This is a genomic window from Corynebacterium amycolatum SK46, assembly GCF_000173655.1.
In the GTDB taxonomy this organism is placed as follows: domain Bacteria; phylum Actinomycetota; class Actinomycetes; order Mycobacteriales; family Mycobacteriaceae; genus Corynebacterium; species Corynebacterium amycolatum_A.
Genome location: NZ_ABZU01000003.1, coordinates 45,639 through 67,577 on the forward strand (window position 1 = coordinate 45,639; position 21,939 = coordinate 67,577).

At 57.1% G+C, this 21,939-nt stretch carries 14 protein-coding genes; 1 reads left to right on the top strand and 13 read right to left on the bottom strand.

Translation table 11 applies throughout. The features are described 5' to 3' along the window. Positions 1–13: 13 nt before the first annotated feature. The 9 genes from CORAM0001_RS03510 to CORAM0001_RS03550 form a co-directional block, all read right to left on the bottom strand. Positions 14–2,275, bottom strand: a complete 2,262-nt coding sequence (locus CORAM0001_RS03510) for a SaeA-related protein (protein ID WP_005510200.1) — start codon at positions 2,273–2,275, stop codon at positions 14–16. A gap of 24 nt (positions 2,276–2,299) precedes the next feature. Further along, the gene (locus CORAM0001_RS03515; protein ID WP_005510104.1) at positions 2,300–5,005 is read right to left on the bottom strand and encodes a hypothetical protein; all 2,706 of its coding nucleotides are present in this window, start codon (positions 5,003–5,005) and stop codon (positions 2,300–2,302) included. Continuing rightward, on the bottom strand, positions 5,005–8,817 hold the full coding sequence (locus tag CORAM0001_RS03520; protein ID WP_005510111.1) for a tubulin-like doman-containing protein: 3,813 nt from the start codon (positions 8,815–8,817) through the stop codon (positions 5,005–5,007). Before CORAM0001_RS03520 ends, CORAM0001_RS03515 begins: the two co-directional genes overlap by 1 nt. 47 nt (positions 8,818–8,864) lie before the next feature. Further along, positions 8,865–11,633 (bottom strand): vWA domain-containing protein, encoded by a 2,769-nt coding sequence (locus CORAM0001_RS03525; protein ID WP_005510256.1) that lies wholly within the window; start codon positions 11,631–11,633, stop codon positions 8,865–8,867. Positions 11,634–11,643: 10 nt separating this feature from the next. Beyond that, positions 11,644–12,351: a hypothetical protein gene (locus tag CORAM0001_RS10880; protein WP_005510165.1), complete on the bottom strand. Its 708-nt coding sequence runs from the start codon at positions 12,349–12,351 to the stop codon at positions 11,644–11,646. A 64-nt stretch (positions 12,352–12,415) separates the two neighbouring features. Beyond that, positions 12,416–13,018 (bottom strand): hypothetical protein, encoded by a 603-nt coding sequence (locus CORAM0001_RS03535; protein WP_157752526.1) that lies wholly within the window; start codon positions 13,016–13,018, stop codon positions 12,416–12,418. Next, positions 13,011–13,958 (bottom strand): hypothetical protein, encoded by a 948-nt coding sequence (locus CORAM0001_RS03540; protein ID WP_005510149.1) that lies wholly within the window; start codon positions 13,956–13,958, stop codon positions 13,011–13,013. The genes CORAM0001_RS03535 and CORAM0001_RS03540 overlap by 8 nt, the downstream gene beginning before the upstream one ends. Before the next feature lie 311 nt (positions 13,959–14,269). Beyond that, positions 14,270–15,481, bottom strand: a complete 1,212-nt coding sequence (locus CORAM0001_RS03545) for an acyl-CoA dehydrogenase family protein (RefSeq protein WP_005510085.1) — start codon at positions 15,479–15,481, stop codon at positions 14,270–14,272. 42 nt (positions 15,482–15,523) lie between these two features. Then, positions 15,524–16,930 carry an acyl-CoA dehydrogenase family protein gene (locus CORAM0001_RS03550; protein WP_005510173.1) on the bottom strand — a complete coding sequence of 469 codons (1,407 nt, stop codon included), beginning with the start codon at positions 16,928–16,930 and terminating at the stop codon, positions 15,524–15,526. A gap of 307 nt (positions 16,931–17,237) precedes the next feature. On the opposite strand from CORAM0001_RS03550, the gene CORAM0001_RS03555 reads away from it, so the two are divergent. Beyond that, positions 17,238–17,669 (top strand): hypothetical protein, encoded by a 432-nt coding sequence (locus CORAM0001_RS03555; RefSeq protein ID WP_005510218.1) that lies wholly within the window; start codon positions 17,238–17,240, stop codon positions 17,667–17,669. 114 nt (positions 17,670–17,783) lie between these two features. On the opposite strand, the gene lysS is transcribed toward CORAM0001_RS03555, so the two are convergent. From lysS to CORAM0001_RS10885, 4 genes are all read right to left on the bottom strand, one after another. Continuing rightward, the gene (gene lysS, locus CORAM0001_RS03560) at positions 17,784–19,316 is read right to left on the bottom strand and encodes a lysine--tRNA ligase (RefSeq protein WP_005510198.1); all 1,533 of its coding nucleotides are present in this window, start codon (positions 19,314–19,316) and stop codon (positions 17,784–17,786) included. A gap of 70 nt (positions 19,317–19,386) precedes the next feature. Further along, positions 19,387–20,949, bottom strand: a complete 1,563-nt coding sequence (locus CORAM0001_RS03565) for a polyamine aminopropyltransferase (RefSeq protein ID WP_005510083.1) — start codon at positions 20,947–20,949, stop codon at positions 19,387–19,389. Continuing rightward, complete coding sequence (locus CORAM0001_RS11165; RefSeq protein WP_005510183.1) at positions 20,950–21,471, bottom strand: DUF350 domain-containing protein; 522 nt, start codon at positions 21,469–21,471, stop codon at positions 20,950–20,952. Between the two features lie 2 nt (positions 21,472–21,473). Beyond that, positions 21,474–21,938 (bottom strand): DUF4247 domain-containing protein, encoded by a 465-nt coding sequence (locus CORAM0001_RS10885; RefSeq protein ID WP_005510135.1) that lies wholly within the window; start codon positions 21,936–21,938, stop codon positions 21,474–21,476. Between the last annotated feature and the right edge of the window lies 1 nt (position 21,939).

The window sequence follows — 21,939 nt, forward strand, 5'->3', positions numbered from 1 at the left end:
TGCTCTTCCCTCATCACCCAGCGACGAATTGGTTGAAGGTATCCAGCAAGATGCGCCGCGGCATGTGCTCATCTTGGGCCTCGTCCTGAATGAACAGGCGCAGTCGACCGCCAGTTGTGGGGTCGAATTCCTGGTCGCGAAATCCCACAAAGAAGCAGTTCTCAGCAGCGCGTGCTTCGGCTTCACTACCCGGCAAACGCTCTGGGGAAAGAATTGCCCCTGGCTCCGACACCAACTGGCCATCCAGATTCCTGACCGTCGAAATCTGAAGTTTTGCAGCTCCCATGTCATTGGCATCCGTCTCTGCCAGCGGTAGACGGGCGGGGTGATAGACACCGACGAAGCTCGGAGGATTCAGGTCCTCTCCGTCTTCCTTCCAAATGAAGACCTTGAATCCAATCCCCTGAATGATTTCCATGCTGTAGAAGTACTTTGCAAGCCCCGGGTAATCCAGCTGAAGAGGCGTAGATGCAGTCTCTCGGCCGGCAAATGTGCTCAGTGGTGTCAGAAAGACCGTCTCCCCGTCTGGGTTTAGGTTCAGTCGGACCCCACCATCTCGGATATAGCGGCCGCGATCGAGCTCAGCGCGTGTCTCGCGGTACGAATCACCACCGGTACCTCGTGGAGCAACTTCCACCCGAACAATGTCCGCACCCTGTGGCCACACAAAGTTAATAATCTGCTGGGACGTGCGTTCGACGATAGTCGCCTCCGCAACTTCGCCTACCTGCTGCAATACTACGGACTTGCCCACGACGGCCTCGTCGTTAAGCACTGTAATCGGCGTAATGTGCAGCTCGGTCCACCCCGATGGCCACGATGCAGTTTCAGTCCTGGAAATGCCGTCCTGTGTCCACGGATCCTCGATTGCCTTGTGCCCTTCGGCGATGGCGGGATCGTAATCCAGGGCGGACTCCGGGACCGTGGTGATGGTCAGATCGGTGCTCGGTGCCTTCGGAGTGAAGTAAATGCGTACGTTTCCAGCCGGTGGCGAGTACCACGAGAGGATAACCTTGTCGCCACGACCGCTGCTGTCATCGAGAAACGCATCGATTTCCGGCGCCTGCAGTACAGCCTTGACTTCGACGGTCTTGACCACAACTTTGCCCGCGACTTCGCTCTGACGGAACTTCACAAACGGCTTGAATGCATAACGCATCGTCTGACCGGTTGAATTGGTCTCATGTTTGAAGCTGTGGTTACTCACACCCGCCGGAAGACGAAACTCCGGCGAATCGACCCTGTCGCCTGACTTCTCCGGCGAAGCGAAAACCTGCACCTGGTCATACTGCTCGACGAAGTTCCAGTTGCCTTCGACGATGCCGTCAGAGCACTGCACCTCAACGCCTTCAACCGGGAAAACCACCAGGTCCTCACCGATGAAGTACGGTTGCGAGTCCAGAATGTCGTTCAGATCTTCACCCGTATACGCCCACACTTGGTAGTGGCGAACGGCGACACCAGGATTTGCCTGCTCGACATACTCTTTGCCCTCGGTGACAATGATTTGCTGACCGAGATCAGGCGAGCATTCCACTACCCGATCCGAGGCCACGACACGGAAGACCGTGAAGATGTCATCCTTCGTAGGAAGAGTGCCCGGTGACCATGTAATTTCGACAGTCGAGGCCTCTTCTTCCTGGAAAATACGTGCCTTCACCCGTCCTTGCGGCTTCAGGGATTCCTCATCGTAGGCGAATTCCGCGAAGTCCTCCGCGTAAAGGTCGACGAAGTCGTTTTCGTCGACACGTGCACGCCTACCCTTTTCGCGCAACTCCTTGGCCTGTTTAGCCAGGTCGGACAGGCGCCTCTTCTTCGGCTGTTCCTCTTCCTCGTCCGCTGAATCGTCTTGCCCGGCATCGGCGGTGGCATCGTCAGACAGGTGCGGGTTTTCTGCCATCATCGACGGCACGGTGCTTTCCGACGGCACCTTCACCGAGCCCCCCTCCGATGCCTCAGTGGTAGCAGCGCTTGCGCCAGCATCCATTGGCATCGCTGCAGTGATCGAAGCCCACTCGTCTAGGCCCCCAGTTTCCCCACCGGCTGAAGCGGTATCTTCTACAGCCCATTCGGCCGCCGCTTCGCTAGTAGTTGCAGCCTCCTCGGGCACAGCGCTGCCCTGGAAGCGCTGCCACAGCTCCTCGGCGTACTGCTTCTTAGGTCCGGGTAGCTTGCGGCGGATTGCCTCAACCGTCGGATTGTCCATTGATGCAATTGCAAGCAAAATGTTTTCGGGAATCTCCGAAAGCTGCTTGTCAAAACTATGGTCGACCATTTATCTAAATGCCTCTTCCATTAATTATTGAATCGCTTGCAGCGAATCGAGATTGGTCAACCGCCCGTATTGAATCAGAGTCAACGTCCGCGAGAAGCCGGCGCCGCCGCTTTCTCCGGATCCCGTCCCAACGGTGGGTGAAGATGTGCCCTCCTGACTATCAACCACCCGAGAAATCTCTGGGTCAATGTCGGTGGCTCCACTGTTCGCAGCCGAGAAGTTCACAGAACCATCGGCAAATGATGCGAGAAGCTCCTGCCCCTCGTTGTTCTTGCCAAAGGTCGCGAGAATATTCGCGGTCTCGATAGTGCGGGCACCCGACTCTTCCCAAATCTCCATACGGGAAGTCAGTTCCTTTGTATTGGCATCATCCTGATTACTAGCCAGGCAATCGCTCCAGGCTGCGCTCGCATCGACACGACGTGGTAAATCCGGGCTCTCAGCGACGTAAACCAGCTTGTCCAGCTGCGAACCTGAACCATAGCCCGGCATACCGGAGTAGTCATCAATCCCATACCGCGTCGAAACTGTGGCGCTCATCGCCGTGTTTGCGTCGTCGATGAGTCTGTTCAGCGACAGCTCTGCCCATCCAATTGGGTATAGCTTATTGCGCAGCGTCTGCATCGAAGTTTTCATTGCCATGTCGCTTGCCTCTGCGCGGCCGATGACCGTTGCTCGGGGCAAGCCACCTTCGGGAATCGACACTGGCGCGGTCTGATTCACCTGCATGCCAAATGGGAAGTTAATCGCGCGACCGAGCACTCGGCTCCATGCCTGGTGCTGAGCATACGCATTGGTCGTGCGCTCGACTGCGGCAATCGCTCGCGCCAGGTTCCGGGACACAATTTCCTCTTGCTTCCGCAACAGCTGACGTTGCTGATTGCGCTCGTACAATCCGCGGCGCGCACGTGCGTAAAGCAGCCACTCGGTCACCAACGCAATGATTGTCGAAACGATAACCGCGGTAAGGCCCCACGGCCAGCTCAGCTCAGCAAGGTTGCCGTGAATCTTCCAATCCGGATTAATTCCGCCGAGCACCAGGTAAATCATCATAATGACGAAGAACAGCCAACCCCAGGTAATCGACCGCATCGCACGCAGCAAACGCTTATCGACGCCATCGTCACCCGCTCCCAGCTCGCGAAGTTTACGCTGAATATCGTCAAATTCTTGACGGAATCGGGCGACATCTTCATTAGCCTTGTAAATGAACCCCATGAGCTCGTTGCCAACTGCCCAACCGAAGCTGCGGGAATTGTTGCGCTTCCAGACCCGGAAGTCTTCCTTCTTCTGAGTGAGACTGCGATCGGTTGACTGCTTGGCAGCCCGATCGATGTGACGCTGGTAAATCTCGGCGCTGAACGGATCGAATGGCGCGACCGTAGTGTTCGGCAAATTCTTGCCGAACTGCGCATTCAGTACAGAATGCGCACCATCAAAGGATTCGCTGGAGTCAACAACGGAGAACCGTGTGTTCGACAGCACCGTCGGGTTCAGGTCGCTCCACCCCACCGGCGCAAAGTTCTTTGAGTTCTTACGCTGCTCAGCATCTACCAAGGTCAGAGCGCATTCCTGGTAGGTCCTCCACATAGCTGCAAGCTGATCTGGCGGCCCCACACGGAACTCGTTCGTGTTCTGGTTGGCAATCTGCTCACGCAGCTTGGCACTGACATCGTGCATCTGCTCAACAGTGAAGTTGCGCTGCTTACCAGAGTGATTACCGCAAACTACCTCAATCTGCGATTCCTGCCCGTACAGCAAATTCTGCATACCGCTGGCGAATGCCGATTGGCCAGAGGACTTCATTGCGTTACCCCAGTCAGATGGGGAACCGATTACTGCACGGAAGAAGAAGCTCAAAAATGCTTTAAAGGTCTGCCACGCGCTGACCTGGACAGACTCCAGTTTTGCGGCTGGCTCGTAGTCTTCGAAAAGCGACTTTCGGGACACATCACTGAAACGCTTAGTGATACCGGAAACGACCTCATCGGAATCAACGGCCACGGTTACCGGTGTGCCGCGTGACGACGTCGGCTGCGGAATCGAATCACGTACGTTAAGTGCACCCTCGCGGACGAGTGATTCAATCTCGGTGGCATCGATACGGCGGTGGTACACACGGACAAGTCGAGTGCTGCTACCCGATTCGGTGTCTAGGCGACCTGCGTTGAGGTCACCTAGAACCGGTACCTCGTTCATTCCCTCCCACAGGCCGGTCAAACCTGCAATCGCTGGTGCAGCATAGCGTGCCAATTCTGCCGGGCCATCACTGCGATACTTGGCAGTCTGCGGAGCGGATGGCGTATCGGAGTCCTCTGCTGCCAGAACCAACCGAGGCCAACCCACGATTGGCTCAATCGGCCGATTGATCAGCGGCAGACGCGACAGAATCAGGTGAAGTCGCTTCGTATCGACCTTCGATGAGTGGATTATGTCTGCCCAGCGATTAATTCCCGTTTCGCTGAGGTACGACCCCTCGTCTTCGATGTCATCGAGCGCGACGAGCAATACCTGCTTGCAGTCTCGTACGACAGCCGCGATGGACCGTGGTTCTTCGACAAGCCCCTCTGCCGCACTGTGCTCGTAGACCTCGACACTGTCGCCTTCCCTGTCGGGGTTAACCCACAACAATTCCGGAATGAGACCGAGTGCTGTGAAGTCAATCAGCGCCGAGCGAATGGCATTAGCACCAGAGCCACTACCGAGGAGAATTACCTTGTTTTCCATCATCAGAATGGACCTCCAAACGGATTATCACCGGAATTATCCTGTTCACCCCAGTTAAACGTAGGCTCGCTGGTCTCCGGACCGTCGAAACTGCCCCCGAACGGCTCATTCGGCTCACTCGGCTGGCTAGGTTTAGCTGGCTGGCTTGGCTGCACCGGCTGCGTTGGCGTAACCGGAGTTTCTGGTGATCCAGTCGCCCCTGGCATAGTCGGGGCTCCGCCGAACGACGGGATTGTCGGAACCTCGGGAGTGCTGTCAAACGATTGCGTTGGTACAGCACTGCCCGGAACCTTCTTTGGTTCATACTGGATAGCTTCATCCAGACGACGAATCAGGTCATCACACATTTCGTAGACATCCTCAGCGATGTCCCGGAACAACGGCATGCTGGATGCCACGTTGCGGTCAGTAACTCGAGCAAATGGTCGTCCCTCTGGCATCGAACCTGGTAGCGCACCCATTGGGTTCTTCTCAATGAAGTTCAAGCTCAGCTGTTGCCACTGCTTCAGGTAGTTTTCCGCGTTCTGTTTACGCTCTTCCTTGGTCCCACCGTATGGTGACTGGCCGTGAACCCGATCTTGGCCGTCCTTTAGCCACTCGTGCAACACACGCACACCGGAAATAGCGATGCCGCCAGTCGTCGGACCTTGGTCGCCGTCGTCGTAAAGCCCACGGAGGAGCATGTACGGCTGCAGCGAATCGCCAATCTGACCGCCCATCGGGATTTCCTGCACATTGGCATAGGCCACGAAGATAGACTCCAAAACCGCTGGGAGCCAATCGTAGTCGGCCTTGAACTTAGTACGCGGAGTTAGCATGTGCTTAACAAACGGAAGCCATGTGTTTTTCTTGTCCGAGTAGATGTATGCGAGACCGTCAGGCTCGTTTGCGCCGCGGATGTAAATCTTTCCGGTGATCTGTCCGATAAACCAGCCACCGATCATTGCCCGACGCTCCTCGCGGGACATGGGCAATGCAGCTGCTAGTGGGCGGGCACGACGCAGTGTCCAGAATTCGTCGAGTTGCCCGCGCAGACTATTAATCTGCTTACCAATCGCTGGAAACAGCGAGCTGAACACAATCGGCGAGTAGTTCGGGTACGCGCCGAAAACAGTAAAGGACTGCAGATGATCAGCAGTGTTGAGCGACTTTTCGAACTCCCCCTGAGACGTCTGGCTAATGCTCGATGACGACGTGAGTGTACCCAACAGGGCATCCTTGGCTTCCAGTCCGTTGAACGGAATTTCCGAGAACTTGAAGTTGTAGACCTCGTTGGAGTTGCCGTAGACGCGTCCCAGCATTTCCTTGCTGATTGACGCCAGCGGCAGAGCCAGCGTCAGGCACTCATAAAATGCCGTGCGCAGGCGCGACAGACGCTCGTTGTACACGGTGTCATTCGGGGCCAGTTCACGACTGAGGTAGTGACGCAGGCCCATGCTGATGAACTGCTCAAACGGCTCACCCGGGCGTGCCAGCCACTGACGGGAGCGCTCCAGCAAGTCTGTCGGGCGCAGTTTCACTTCGAATGCGCCTGGGCGCGGGTCACGCTTTTCGACGCGCCCCAGTGGGTCATCGAGCAGGTCGCGAGCGACCCAACCCGCACGGTTACCAATGAAGTCCGAGCGCTCGGGAAGCCTTGCAGCCAAGGTATCCTCCGGAGCCTTGTGACCACCGGTGGTTTCCCACATGCCGAGGATGATTTCGCGAATAGCTGCCTGAGTTGCCTGCTGCAGGTTGAGCTGCTGGCCGTCAGTATCCGACATGGTTTTGGTCAGGTGTGCCTCGTAGTCGCGTGGGAACTCCTCGACCTTGGTAATTAGCTTGACATTCTTCGATTCGAAGAAGCGGTCAGCAACCAACTCGTCACCGTCTGAAGGCCAAAGTGTGGGCTCATCGGTGGTGACGTCGGCAAGCTTGGTGGACGTCGGCTTGTCCTTGGCCTTGGCTTCGAGATCCTGGTGCACATTTTCCAGCTGACGGGACAGCGGCATCAGGAAGTTGTTGCGGAAGTCCTCTAACACAGGGGCAAGACGTGCAGCGACGCACATCCAGAAGTGCTGCTGAAGCAGCGGCTCGAAACTCTGAATAATCTGGTCGGAAATCTGGACCGAGTTATTCACACTACCGCGACCGTTCAGCGGTGCCAGGAGCTGCTCCAGCTGTGGGGTCGGAGCAACCGGGTTGTGCGAGTTAGCAGCTTGTCCAAGCTGTCGCAGTGCGTTAATCAAACCGTCCTTGAGCAGGAGGTTGACGTTCTTAATCAGAGCTTCTGCATAGGCCAAACCGTATTTGGACAGATCCTTTTCCAGAGTGCGCAGGAGGTTGTCCGCAAATGGGTTGGAGAACTCAAAGACGGCCACCGAGGCAGCGCGATCAATCGTGTGATGAACCTCGCCCGCAGACTGCGCGAGACGCTGACGAACCAGGGATGCCCACTCCGCAGACTTCATACCGTCCGCAGCCGGAATTCGGGAGTGCAGCAGGCCCTTCGCCTGCTGTGTCACATTGCGGGTGGGTACACCAAATAGTTGTGGAATCCACTGCTGGACTGCCCCGCTGTTCGGCGCCGACGGCAGCCAGCATTCATGGAAGAACTGTGCCTGCTGCTCGTGGACGCGGCGTTCGAGCTGCTCCGATGCGGTGGCGGGGTCACTCTTGTCAAAGTGTCCCTCCAGAAGGTGGTCAAACACCGTGCGAGAAAGACGCTGCGCTGAGTATTCAGCGAAACGGTCGCGGCCCATGCTGAGCTCTGCAAAGCCCATGGAACCCCACGGAATGAGCTCCCACTTAGTCTCATCGCTAGAACCCCAACCCAGCAGAGAACGGTCGCCCGCCTCCACACCGGTATTACCCAGGTCATACTGGACGAAGCTGTTTGAGGCTGCATCCGAGGTCATCAAAGCTGCCAGCGATCGTGCCAGACCACGGTAAATATCCCCCGGGCTGCCATCACCGAACAGGGACTTCTGCGCACCCGCGCGGGCACCAATCGGGAACAGACGGTTGAAAGTAGCGGTATCCGAGTGGCCGGAAATTCCCATCGCCTGCAGCAACCGCTGGTCGTGCTCAACCGCAGTGCCAGCCTGCGCTGCAAAGGCCTCGCCAAACATTGCAAGCGCATTGCCGCGAGTACCGGTCATCTTGTCCGCGTTAACAGCTTCAAAGACCTCCGGGGTGAACATAAACACGGCAGTCTTGCCGGATTGCACACCGTCGATGCTGCTCAGGAGGCGGCAGACATCGAATGCCATCGAAGCGCCGGTGCCACCGGCCATGGAGCTAATCACGAAAACAAGTGGAGTTTCCTTCGTAGCGTCCTGGTACTGACCGGTAACCTTCGTGTTCAACTCGTTGAGTTCAGAGTTGGTCTCAACCTTGTTTAAGGTCTGCACGGCAGCCTCAAGGCCATCGCGCACTTCCTTGAAGGAATTAATGGCGAGCATACGGCCAATGGCACGGTACTGACCAGCACCATCGGAAATCGGTGTATTGCGAGTACGTGGGTTGCGGTCGGCCCACGTAGCGACCTCTCCCAAGGCACCAGCTTGACCGAGCTTGCGAGACAGGCCTGTGTCGAACTCGTTATAGTGCTGGCGATTACCAACCGAGATGTAGCTGCCGCCGCTCTGCTTGACATTTGGCACGTCGTACTTCTCCGCCTCCAGCGGAGAGTCGATGGAAACAAACTGCCACGCTGCCGGCAGTCGGTCGATTTCTGGGTCGACTCGGCGGAGGTATGCCTTCAGCTGGTCAATCATGTAGGCCTGCGTCTTGGCGCCAGATCCGCCACAGCCGACGATCAGAAACTTCTTCATGAGAATGAGCCTTTCAGTTCTATCTGTATTAGTCGTGATTGCGACGTCTAGCGGTTAAATCCGCCATTATTGTCCTGCTGATCGGTTCCCCAACCGGAGTCAGACCAGCCACCACCGGCGTTCTGGTCCCAGCCACCGGACGCGGAGTTATTCCCCGAATCACCTACTGCGCCCCACGCCTGTGTGGACGTGTCGTCGCTGTTATCGGAAACCTGTCCATCGGCCTGTCCCCAACCAAACCCGGTATCGGATCCGTTGCTGGCTCCGTTTGCAGGCATACCCCAACCGGAATCCTGCTGGCTCGGAGTCTCAGGTGCAGGGGTCTGGCCCCAACCGCCGTTATTTTGTTCCGGGGCGGCGGACGCTCCAGGGGCCGTCGCAAAGCCAGACGCGGCAGCCCCCGGCGCACCGCCAGTGCTTGACGACGGCGCCCCTTGCTCGCCAACCTGTTGCGCGAGCTTGGTAATACGGCTCGCGCCCTTGCTCTGGATTTCTTCGACCACGGTGGCGAGATGCTCGGGCGACATGCTCTCATCACACAGCAGAATGATGGCCTGATCTGCCGGGTTATTCTGATCCACATATGCGAACCAGCGGTTGTGGACGGCCAGTGGCAGGGAGGCTCGGCGGCCGACCTGTTTGCCGTCATCGCTGACACTTGCTTCAGCATCGACAACTGCCTGCACCGGTGCCAGCGGGTTCCATCCGGTACGTACCTTGATTGGCAGACCTGCGGCATCAAGGGATTTGCCCGTCGACTTAGTGCGCACAGCGTTGATGAAATCATTCTGGTAATCAACGTCAAACTCGCGTCCGGTGTCCTGTCGCAGCAACTGCGAGTCGCGCGCAGACACTGGAATACGCAGTACGTGAAGACCCGGATTTGTCGGAATCTTACCGGTCAGGAAGCGAATCAGGTAGAGCAGACCAATGGGGATAAGCAGGCCGAGTAGCAGCACAATAACGAGCGTGGCACCGAAAACGACCTTGTTAACCGGCGCGTTGACAGAACCGTTAACAGTAACCTGCGCTGGGGATCCTTCCTTGCCGTCGGCATCCTTGAACGCGACCGGCACGAGTGCTCCATTAATTGGGGCATCGACTGCCTTGTCGACCTTCGTGGTGACCAGAATCTTTCCTGTTTCACCCTTGCCGAGCTTCAGCGGGCTCGCGGAATCATGATTTGCCGAGTAGTTAATCTGGGTGCCGTTGGTGTCGATTGCGCCGGGCTCAATCCACACCTCGCCCGGCCCCGTGACAGGAATCTCAAAGCTGCCTTCGGTGCCCTTCATATTCAAGATCGCGGAGCCCGGAATGTTTGGTGCATTGGCCGGCACGATGGAAATTGGCTTTTCATAGACGATTGGCTTTAGCTGCGTACCAGACCCATCACCAGAGGGCTTAGTAGCAATCATGGCGTTAAGACGCAGCGTGCCCCGCACGGCATCGTCGATATCCTGAAGTGGGATCTCAACTCGGCCGGTGTGGATGTCGTGGTTACCCAACGGAACCGTTGTACCGTCTTCACCAACGATTTCAGCGGTCAAATCCGCGGTGCCTTCAAGGCCGTGCTGCTGGCCTTCCTTGTTCAACAAGCTGACGGCCAGCGGCTGATCGGACTTCAGCGATAGTGCCGAGCTATCATCGCTGCCATCAACTGCGATGGAAAGGCCAGGTTCAATCGTCATTTTGACGTGGTACTTGCCTTCCGACGACTCTTGTGGCTTGTACCCAAAGTTCCACTGTCCAGCCCACTCGTCAGCACCCTTGGCTAAATCGATGTCATAGCCACCCGGGACGTTGACGTTTTCGACAACGTTGACTTCGTTGCCCGCGACTGTCTGGGCGCCGGACTTGAGTTCAACCTCTTTCCCATCGGGGCCCGTGAGAACTGGAGTCAGCTTGTCAGCTCCCTCGACTGCAGAATCTGGCTGCGCGCTGATGCGAACATTGTCAATCGAATTGTCGAGCGTAAAATCCTGCTTTTCGGTCAAACTGCGCTCAGCTTCAACAGATCCACCGTTGGGAACCATTTGACGGAAGGCTGCCAAAAGTTCACCGGGGTTGTTGGCGAACAAGTGCTGACCACTCGGGGCGCTGTTCGAGCAATCCCCCTCAGAAATGCGGCGCAAGTCAGGGGTGTCCGTTGCGGACTTCTCCGGCGCCAAGCCGACTGTGAAAATCAACGTATCAGCTGCACGGAGACGTCCAACTGCGCCTTCTGGTCGGCAGACATCCTGCATTACAGCCTCTGCGCCACCGGCTTCACGTGTAGGGAAACCATCGCTGAAAAACAGGATCGCCTTACAGTCTGATGTGCCATCGCTCACCGCTTCGGCGGCGCCATCCAAACCCTTGGCGTAGTCGGTGTATTCGCCGTCCGTGCGGTCCTTAAACGCTTCGATATCACGGTCTACGTTCGTGCCGTTTCCTTCAATCGCAAGCTTCTGCCAACCACCGTGAGGCAGATAGTCGTCAGCAAAGCCACCGAGTTTGATATTAATTGCGGCCTTGTTGTCATCGGCGTAACGAGCCATCTCACGCGCAAAGTTCATCGCTGCATCGACACGTTTTCCTTCAGCGTCAGTCGCCTGAGGGTTAGACCCCTTACCAACAAGCGATCCAGTCTCGTCGATTACAAGCAAAATGTCAGCGCTTTTCGAACCCTGGATACACGCGGCCAGACGCTGAGCTGCGTTCTGATTCGTGTCCGGGTTCTCCTGGGCATTGGCAAAGGTACCGAGGCTCGAGGACACAATGGCCGTAGATGCCAGAACGCCAGTGGCCAGGACCTTTTTATAAAAAGTTTTAGACATCAACGAGTTCCTATTTTGCAAAGACCAGGGCAATTTCAATTGCCGTTACGACAATGGCGATAAGACCGACACACGCTGCTGCTCTGTAGAGCAACACCTGCGTGGAGTTTTCGATATACGGTCCGCTCGCGCGCCGCTTGTTGTCCTCTACGACATGAAGACCCAGGAAAATAAAGGTCAGGATGCCACCAATCACCCAGCCGGCGAAGGCCATCGCTGTAAACGTCGTGCTGGTGAAAGAGCTTGCCGACGAAGCGGTGAAGTAGGCGACAATGCCGAGAATCAGGCCAACGGCTGCGCATCCGATCGCGGTGGCCACCCAGTGCCAGGGGCCAGTGCCGAATTTCAGCGGACCGGTGCTAGCGCCAGCACCTGTATCCACTTGACCAGCATTAGCCGAATCTCCCTGCGGCGCGAACGCAGAGGTCGGGGCATCGGTATCAAAACTATTCTGGCCAAAACCGCTCTGGCCGAAGCCGGAGCCTCCACCAAAGGAATTCGGAGTTTGCCCAAACGAGTTCGGCGCCTGTCCAAACGATCCTGATGACTGACCGAACGAGCTATCGCCAGACCCAAATCCTCCAGCGCTCCCGCTGTTGTCATTTCCGGAGGGACCGGCACCCCATCCGCCAGTGCCACCTTGGGCTCCGAAGCCCGAGTTACTCTGACCTGAATCCCCTTGGGAACCAAATCCACCTGAGCCAAATCCATTAGTCATATCTGAAAACCTGTGTCCTTATTCCAATCGCCTTTTGCTCACTACCGTTTACGCTCGGCGGTGGTTATTTGTTGGTCCAGTCCTTTTGCTCTTCGGGCTTGGTGATCTTCCATGTGAAGTAGTCATCGAAGTCAATCGGGTAGTTACATTTCACAACAGGCTCTCTATTTTCCCTGTTTGCAGCAATTTCTTCTGCCGGGTCAGCGCTGGGAGTGTCTTCCACTGGAGATATGGGGTTTCCGTCGAGAAGAATTCGCTCGCACTTGCCGTCTTCTGTTGGCAATAGCGATTCTGTATAAAAATGAGATTTCGTCAACTCTTTATCGGTGAACGTGAACCGGTAATAGAACTCAGGCTTTGAATTCTCTATCATCTTCGAAGCCTCGTCTTCGAGGTTGTCGGTCAAAGAATATGAGAGTTCCTCTCGACGAGAAGTCTGACTGAACTTCCCCCCATCAGTCTTTTCAAACTGCTCCTGATTTCCCTCGAGCTTGATAGCGCTCTGCCCCATGCGATAGCCGTAGACATTGACAGCATGGCCAAAGGAAAATGCAACAATCGCACCAATCACGAGTGCGACAAACAGAAGCACAAGCCTTGGCATTACTTCAGGCTTCGGGGCCACCGAAGCTGATGTTGTCTCAACATTCTGGTTCTGATTAGTCATTGGAAGCACTCCGTCGGCTCGCGATTGGAAGGTAGCAAGACACTACAAAGATGAATGCAAGGAATTGACCAATAGGAAACTTCCCCAGTATTTGCATGAAAGCTAGATGAAGGTTCGTCGTGAGATACCAAGGCGCAACCCAAGGAACGCGGATTTCCTGACCACCTGACTGCCCGCCTGTGGCTATGTGATAGAAAAATGCAAACAAGCCAAAAACTGCGATTGGGAACAACAACGAGAGGAAGTAAGCTCCGGCAGTACCCAGCCGCTCACCTCGCGCATCCGCAATGATGCCCATAAACAAAAGCGCGATTGGGAAAACGATTCCCGCCAAGAGCACCAGAATTCCCAGCATCCAGGGGCGGTTATCCATGCGCAAGAAAAAAACGCTCAGCCACACAACTGCCAACATCGATGCCCACAGAAATGGCCGAGTATCGCTAGAAAGCCAGCGAATAAAAACAAATACAAGACCAAGTCCGAGATAGAGACCAAACTGGATATAAACCAGAAGAGAACTGAACCGATCGAAGTCCGCGACAAGGTCTTGCAAATAGGAAAAGACAAATAGAGAAAGCGCCGCAATAACAAGAGCAAGCGCTACCTGCGCGAAGTTGGGCCAGCCGGCGAGCGGCGCCTTCTTCGGCCCCGCTTTACGGGTCTTCTTCTTGTCCTTCACCGCAGGCTCTGGTACCGAATTAGTGGCTGCAGGTTCTGCCGTCGCAGGTCCCCTCTGAGGTGCAGCAGCATGAGGAACGCCAGCATTCACTCCGGCCTGACCACCCCACTGAGCATTGTTCCCAGGAGTGGCGGTGCCACCACCTGGAGATTGCCGAGATCCGCCCCAGCCCGAATTAGGCTGAGCACTTCCCCAGCCTGCGTTTTGACCGCTATTGCCATGTGGCTGCCAGCTTCCCCCCTGACGTGGCTGCTGATTCACCGCTGAATTCCTTTCACACAGAGCTCTTATCCTTTGTTTACCTTACCGCGGGGAGCGGATTACCCACACGATAATTCGAACAATCCCCCCGCTTTGATTCTATTTTTATAAAGACTCCCAAGCGAAAGAAGCCCGACAGTTTAACGTTTTTAACCCAGTGTTTATTTGCGCATTCCAAATATTAGGAATCAGTTAATCTACAAAAATAGGCGCCCGCAGTACCGTTACGGTACTGCGGGCGCCTTTCTGTAGTTGAACAGTTACCAGCGCAGCAATCTAGGAATTACACCGATTGCTAACGCGAGCAACGATTACTTGAGCTCCTTGGAGGACAGCCCCAGGGTGCGGCGAGCAACGACCAGCTGCTGAATCTGCTGGGTACCTTCGAAGATGTCCAGGATCTTGACGTCGCGGGACCACTTCTCCAGCAGGTTACGCTCAGAGTAACCGAAGGTACCTGCCAGCTGAACGGCACGGAGGCAAATCTCGGTGCCAGCACGGCCGGCCTTGGCCTTACACTCGGAAGCTTCCAGAGTGTTCGGCTGCTTGTTGTCAGCCATCCACGCAGCGCGCAGAGCCAGGAGGTATGCAGCCTCCCAATCGGACTCCAGCTTGAGGTACTCAGCTGCAGCAGCACTCTGGGTGTGTGCCGGTGCATCGTAGTCAATCTCGATGCCAGCCTCTTCGAGGATGCGACGCAGCTCTTCCAGCGAAGCGCGGGAGACACCGATGGCCATACCAGCAACCAGCGGACGAGTGTTGTCGAAGGTTGCCATTGCGCCGGCGAAGGACTTCTTAACGTCGATCTCCGGGGAACCCAGCAGGTTCTCCTTCGGAACGCGGACGTTGTCCAGGCGGAGCACTGCGGTATCCGAGGAACGAATACCCAGCTTTTCCTCCAGGCGCTCAACGGTGAAGCCCGGGGTGCCCTTCTTCACCAGGAAGGACTTAATGGCAGCACGGCCCTTGGACTTGTCCAGGGTTGCCCACACAACGACGGAGTCGGAACGCTCACCCGCGGTAACGAAGATCTTCTCACCGTTGATGACGTACTCGTCACCATCGAGCTTGGCGGTGGTGGAAACTGCGGAGGAGTCAGAACCGAAGGACGGCTCGGTAATTGCCATGGAAGCCCAGGTCTTACCGAAAGCCTCCAGCTGCTCATCAGTAGCAACAGCTGCGATGGCTGCGTTGCCCAGACCCTGGTACGGCAGGGACAGGGTCAGCCCCACGTCACCCCAGCAGGTCTCAATAACGTTGAGCAGCGAAGCCATGTTGCCACCGTTCTTTACACCGGTGCGCTTCTTTTTCTTTTCGTCGCCACGTCCACCGGAAGCACCGGAGAAGCCACGGCCACCATCTGCCATGCCGTCCATCATGGAGGCAAGGGTGTCGAGTTCCTTCGGGTACTCGTGCTCAGCGAGATCGTACTTACGGGAAATCGGTCGGAAGATCTCAGCGGCGGCCTGATGCGACTGGGACGCGCCCGCCTTGAGGAACTTCGGCAGTTCGAGGTTAATCATTTTCTTTCCTCTTAATTCTTTTCGGCTGAAGTATCTAGCGGTTTACAGAACGACGATGCCTTCGGCGACACCGATTGCGCGGAGGTCACGGTACCAACGCTCAACCGGGTGCTCCTTGGTGAAGCCGTGTCCACCGAGCAGCTGCACACCGTCGGAACCAATCTTCATACCCTTTTCCGCGGCGAAGGTCTTAGCCAGAGCTGCCTCGCGAGCGAAGCCGCGACCCTGGTCAGCGCGGAAAGCACCGCGGAGGGTGATCATGCGGAGACCATCGAGCTCAATCTTGATGTCGGCGACCATGAAGGCCACTGCCTGGCGGTGGGAAATCGGCTCGCCGAATGCCTGACGCTCATTGACGTAAGGAATGACGTAGTCGAGAACTGCCTGAGAAGTACCCATTGCAAGAGCTGCCCAGCCAAGGCGGGAACGACGCAGAATGTCGAGGTATGCCTCTTCACGGCCTGCAGCCGAGGTGCTAGCGCCGCCGAGAATGTTCTCGGCCGGAACCTTGACATCCTTCAGGATGACGCGACCCATTGCGGCACCGCGCAGACCCATGGACGGGTCAGCCTCAACGTGGAGACCTTCAGTGTCGGACTCAACGATAACCAGAGCCGGCTTACCCTCGAGCTCAACACCGATGATGAACAGCTCAGCTGCGCCGGCGTTCGGAACGAAGGACTTAACACCGTTGAGGACCAGCGAATCGCCCTCGCGCTTTGCGGTGGTTTCAGGCTTGCGTGCGTCGAAAAGCGGGCGCGGCTCTGCGAGTACAACAGCGGCAGCCGGGACGTTCTCACCAGCGAATGCGGGCAGGTAGGTCTTCTGCTGCGAGTCGGAGCCGTGAGCGGTCAGGGTGGCAGCGACACCGGCCGGAGCCAGCACTGCCAGAGCCAGACCCATGTCACCGTAGGACAGAGCCTCAGCGACCAGCGCGTTGGTGGTGACGTCCTCACCTGTAGCGATGCCCTCGAAAGCCTCCGGGACGTTGATCATGGTGACGCCCAGCTCAGAAGCCTCAGAGACGAGGTTCTCCGGCGGAGTTGCCTCGTGGTCGGACTTGTAAGCAGCCTCGCGCAGACGAGACTCAGCGAACTCCTTAACCGTCTCGACGATCATCTGCTGATCCTCGGTCGGGGTGAGGTCGAAGAGCTTCTTTGCCTTCTCCTCGGCTGCGGCCTCCTGTGCAGCCTGGGCTTCCTCAGCCGGACGCTCCGGCTTACCGGAACCGGAAATCTTCTTAAACTGACGGTTCGCGGCACCAAGGGTCTTGAAACCGGACTTGGTGGACTGGTACACCACACGGTCGATCTTTGGCTGAAGGTCGTACTTCTGGGCGAAGTCCGAACCAGTAATCGACGTGATGAACCGCATTGCCGCTCCGATAGCGTCGCGACCAGGGTTATTGCGGCCGACAGTCGAATCTTCGCGGTTCTTCTTCTCGCTCATGTGATCATGGCCTTTCGAGTCAGAACTATTACTGGCATAACAATAAATCAATCGCGTGACCGTTGTCACAGGAATTGAAAAAACATTGCCAAGTAACAGAACACTTTCAGGTTTTCAGCTCATAGGATCCAGCAATGTGGTGTTTACGGGGTAACAAAGGGGCGCTCTCAACTTCATCCATAAGCCCGACGGCGGGAGAACTCCCCTAGTCCTAGGTATTGAAGGCGAAATAAAGTCAAAACTGCAACATAACAAGACAGCGGCACTGAAGAGTTTTCAGAAGCCAACCTTTACTGAAAGGACCAACGTGAAATTAAAGAATCTTGCCATCATTGCAGTTTTACTTCCCGTCGCTACCGCTCTCACAGCCTGTGGCGAAGAAGGATTCGAAGCGAGCACCAATGATCATTTTTATGAAAAGGCTGCGGAGTTTCTCAATGCATTTGGCGAACCAGACAACGATAAGGTCATGGAACTCGCGTGCCCGGATTCTCGACTCTATGAGCGTGCGGAATCCGGCGAGCTAGACGGAGCTAAGGAGCCATTTGAGATTGATCTGTCGGACCCTAAAGTCTCGAAGGTCGGAGTAGAAGAAATGGGCAAGGAAGTCATTGCAATCATTAAACCTGACGATGACTACAAGGCGCTTGCTGTCAGCTTTGCGCACCCCTCGCCTGATTCTGAACGCTGGTGCGTAACCGGCATGGATCAGGACGACTATGGTTTTTTCCGCAACTAAAAACGTCTTGAGGTGACAGTGTTTAGCCACCTTATTTCGGATTACACTACCTCGAAAAGGATAATGAGCCACCCTGGCGTGGGCCATGGGTGACTCACCGAGCATTAGCGCCGCTTACGCTTCCGGCTTCACAATCGGGAACAGCACGGTTTCGCGAATGCCAAGGCCGGTCAGGGCCATCAGCAGGCGGTCAATGCCCATGCCCACACCGGTTGTCGGCGGCATGCCCTGCTCCATTGCGTGCAGGAAGTCCTCATCCAGAACCATGGCCTCGTCGTCGCCACCGGCGGCCAAACGCGCCTGATCCTCGAAGCGCTCACGCTGGACAACCGGGTCAACCAGCTCGGAGTAGCCGGTAGCCAGCTCGAAGCCGCGGACGTAAAGATCCCACTTCTCGGTCACGCCCGGCTTGGAGCGGTGCTGACGAGTCAGCGGAGAGGTCTCAACCGGGAAGTCGCGGACGAAAACAGGACCGTCGAGCTGGTCTTCACAGAGCAGCTCCCAGATTTCCTCGACCAGCTTGCCGTGGCCCCAGCCGCCCTTTTCCGGAACCTCAAGTCCAATCACATCGGCGATTGCCTTGAGCTCCTCGACGGTGGAGTCGATGGTCACTTCCGGCTGACCAGGGAACTTGCGAGCGAGTGCCTCGTTCAGCGACGGGTACATCTCAATCTGCTTCCACTCGCCGCCGAAGTCGAACTCCGTGCCGTCGGCAAGCGTGACAGTCGTCGAACCGAAGACCGCGACGCAGATTTCCTGAATGACCTCGCGGACGGTGCGAGCGGAGTCATCGTAGGTGCCGAAAGCCTCGTAGTACTCCAGCATCGCGAACTCCGGGCTGTGCGAGGAGTCGATGCCCTCGTTGCGGAAGTTACGGTTAATCTCAAAGACTCGCTCCATACCGCCGACAACGCAGCGCTTCAGATAAAGCTCAGGCGCGATACGCAAGTAGAGATCGATGTCCAAAGCGTTGGAATGAGTCACGAATGGACGTGCAGCAGCACCGCCGTGCAGGGTCTGCAGCATCGGAGTCTCAACCTCGAGGAAACCGCGACGCTCAAGTGCGTGGCGCAGCTCGCGGATGACCTTGATGCGAGTCAGTGCGTTAGTACGAGCCTGCTCACGCATAATCAGGTCCGTGTAGCGGTGACGCACGCGGCTGTCCTCGGACAAATCAGCGAACGACACCGGCAGCGGACGCAGAGCCTTCGAGGCCATCTGCCACTCGGTAGCCATCACGGACAACTCGCCGCGGCGCGAAGAAATTACGCGGCCAGTAATGAGGACGAAGTCGCCCATATCCACGTCCGCCTTCCAAGCAGCCAGGGCGTCCTCGCCGACCTCAGCCTTGGAAAGCATAGCCTGCAGGGTCGTGCCGTCACCCTCCTGCAGAGCGGCAAAGCAGAGCTTGCCAGTGTTACGAATAAACATGACACGACCAATGACGGTCACGACATCCTGAGTCTCCTCGCCGGCCTCGAGGTGGCCCCACTCTTCACGGACATCCTTGAGAGAGTGAGTACGGGGAACCTCAACCGGGTACGGCTGAATTCCAGCCTCGAGCAGGCGGTCACGCTTCTCGCGGCGAATGCGCAGCTGCTCAGGAACGGTGGCGGTGTTTTCAGGGGTCTTCTTCGCGTCAGTCACGGCTATAAAGGTTAGCCGACTACACCGCCGACCTGCTACTCGCCCGCCCCTTTGCGAAATACTCGGCGGACTACTCCCCTGCCTGCCGCCAACCTCGACGAATATCCTCCACAATTCGAGGATGCGCAAGTGTCGACGGTTCCAATTGTTGTGGACCATTATCGGCACCGAACACGGTCGCAGCCCGGGCCACGTCAGGAGTGAGGAATTTCAGCGGCGGGGCGCCGTCGTAAAGCTCGAGTGTAGGAAGCTCAGGTCCGGCCTGCGCGAGTACAAACCCCCAGTCCCCGAAGGTGGGAACATGCACGTGGTACGGAGTGGTCGACCACCCTGCGGCGCGAATCGAACTGTCGGTGCGCCAGAAGGCCTGCGGCGTCGAAAACGGCGAACCCGACTGCACCACCAGCTTCGCGCCCGGCGCGGCCACCGTGCGGATCAGCCCGTAGAACTCCTGAGAGTAAAGCTTGGCTAGCACTGCGTTGTCGGGATCGGGAAGGTCTGCATAAATGGCGTCGAACTTCTGCACCTGCGACTTACCACGTGCCTGCTCGTGAAGCCATGTGAAAGCATCCGCAGTAATCTTCTCCACTCGGGGATTGTCCAGGCTGCCGCGGTTGTCTTCCCGCAGCACAGTGCGGGCGACCTCGATGACATCCGGATCCAAATCGACCTGAACAATGCGTTCGATGTTGGGCATCCGCAGCAGCTCCCTGGCAGCCAACCCATCGCCTCCGCCGAGGATTAACGCCGACTTCGTGTCTTTATCCACCGCCGGGTAGACCAGCGACTCGGTGTAGCGGTACTCGTCACGACTGGAGTACTGCAATCCCCCGTCGAGATAAAGCCGCCGGTCCCCGCCAAATCGAGTGACGACGATGTCCTGGTACTTCGAGTGCTTGGCAAAAACAATGGGCTGCGCGTAGAGCGACTGCCGGGCGGTCGCCTCGATGTCCCGGATTCCGGCCAGTAACGCTACCAACCCAACCAGTGCTGCGACGAGGGCGGCGACAGATGCGACAAGTGCCCGGCGGGACAACATCTGTTTCAGTAGCAGCGCGGCGATTATCAATGCCGCGGTGACGTTGATCAGTCCAGCGATGGCAGTGGCCTTCAGCATGCCCACCGTAGGCAGGAGCACGAACGGCCAGATTAAACCGCCGACCAAGGCTCCGAAGTAGTCCGCAGCGTTGAGATTCGCCAGCACGCGACCGGTGTCCTCGGCGGAGGACGTCCGGCCGGTCTGCAGAAGTGTCATGAGTAACGGCACCTCGGCACCAACCAGCGTTCCGATTATGAAAGTGGCGGCGACCAATGCTCCGAGGCTCTCACCTGTAACCGAAAACACCCAGTACAGGGCGGTTGCGGAAACACCGCCGAGCAAACCCAAAGCGCACTCGATGCCGAGGAAAGACACCGCGGCACGGCACACAAACGGCTTCGCCGCCACGGCGCCAAAACCCAGCGCTGCGACATAACCGGCCACAATCAGAGAATTCGCAACGACGTCGCCGCGGCCAAGAGAAGCCGACAGCGCCAGTAGTGCCAGCTCATAGACCAGGCCGCAGGCAGCACAGGCCGCCACAGAGCCCAGCAGGAGAGCCCGCCAGCGCCGGGAAGTTGTGGTGGTCTCCATCTATGACAGCGCCACCGCGTTAATCACACCGATAACGATGAAGGTGGTAGCGGCCAACATCGCTCGGGGACGTACCTTCGCGTCCATCACGACATCGCGGAAGCGCCCCGGAATCAGGGCTTCCAGCACCAGTAACGATGCTGCCTGCAGCACAATGCCGAGGGCACCGTAGACGAGGGTCTCCCCCAGCCCCATCATCAGGTCGTCGTCGGATGCGCGGATTACCGAAACGACAATGCAGGCCAGCGCAATCTGCTGTGAGCCCGCTATCATCGCGGCGCCCGCACGATTTTCGAGAAACACCAGGTCGCGCAGCTTCCCAGGCGTAATCAGATCAAGGACAATGAAGCCGACTACGAGCACTAGGGCACCCGCAAGGAAGTAACCGATGGTGGCCGGCACTCCGACGGCCAGATGCTCACCCACTGTTGAGGCCACGACCGACTGCGCCGTCTCTGATGTCTCCGACTGCGCCGTGCGGATAGCCGTCCCGGTGGTGTCCATGTACGTTACTGGTCCCATGTTTATTTCGCTCCTCCGAATGATCCTGCCGATCCACCCGAACCGCTGGAGGGGGCGGATGGACCGAAACCGGGGCCGAGATAGATGAAGTGCCCACCCGAATAGCGGCCACTAAGTGATTCTCTGGTTATCAGGCACGTGTCCTTCGCCCCTGTCTCAGGGGTCTGACGCGAAACGATGAACAGGTGCTTCTTCGTCCTCAGGTACGCCGCCCCGCCATCTTCGTTGTATGCCTGTGGCTTGATCTCTTCTTTCAGCTCACGCCCCACCTCAATGGGGTCGCGGTCGCCACAGGTCCAACGTCGATCAATTCCGCTGCTGACCTGTGTCGCAGATGCTGCGCCTGGCGCAGACTGATAGCGCTCACTAATCCTCTCTTCCGCAGATTTCCCGCCGACGAAGAAACCGGCCAGCGTGACCATAATGCCGACAACAATCAGTGCGTAACCAATACTTCCGCGTCCCATA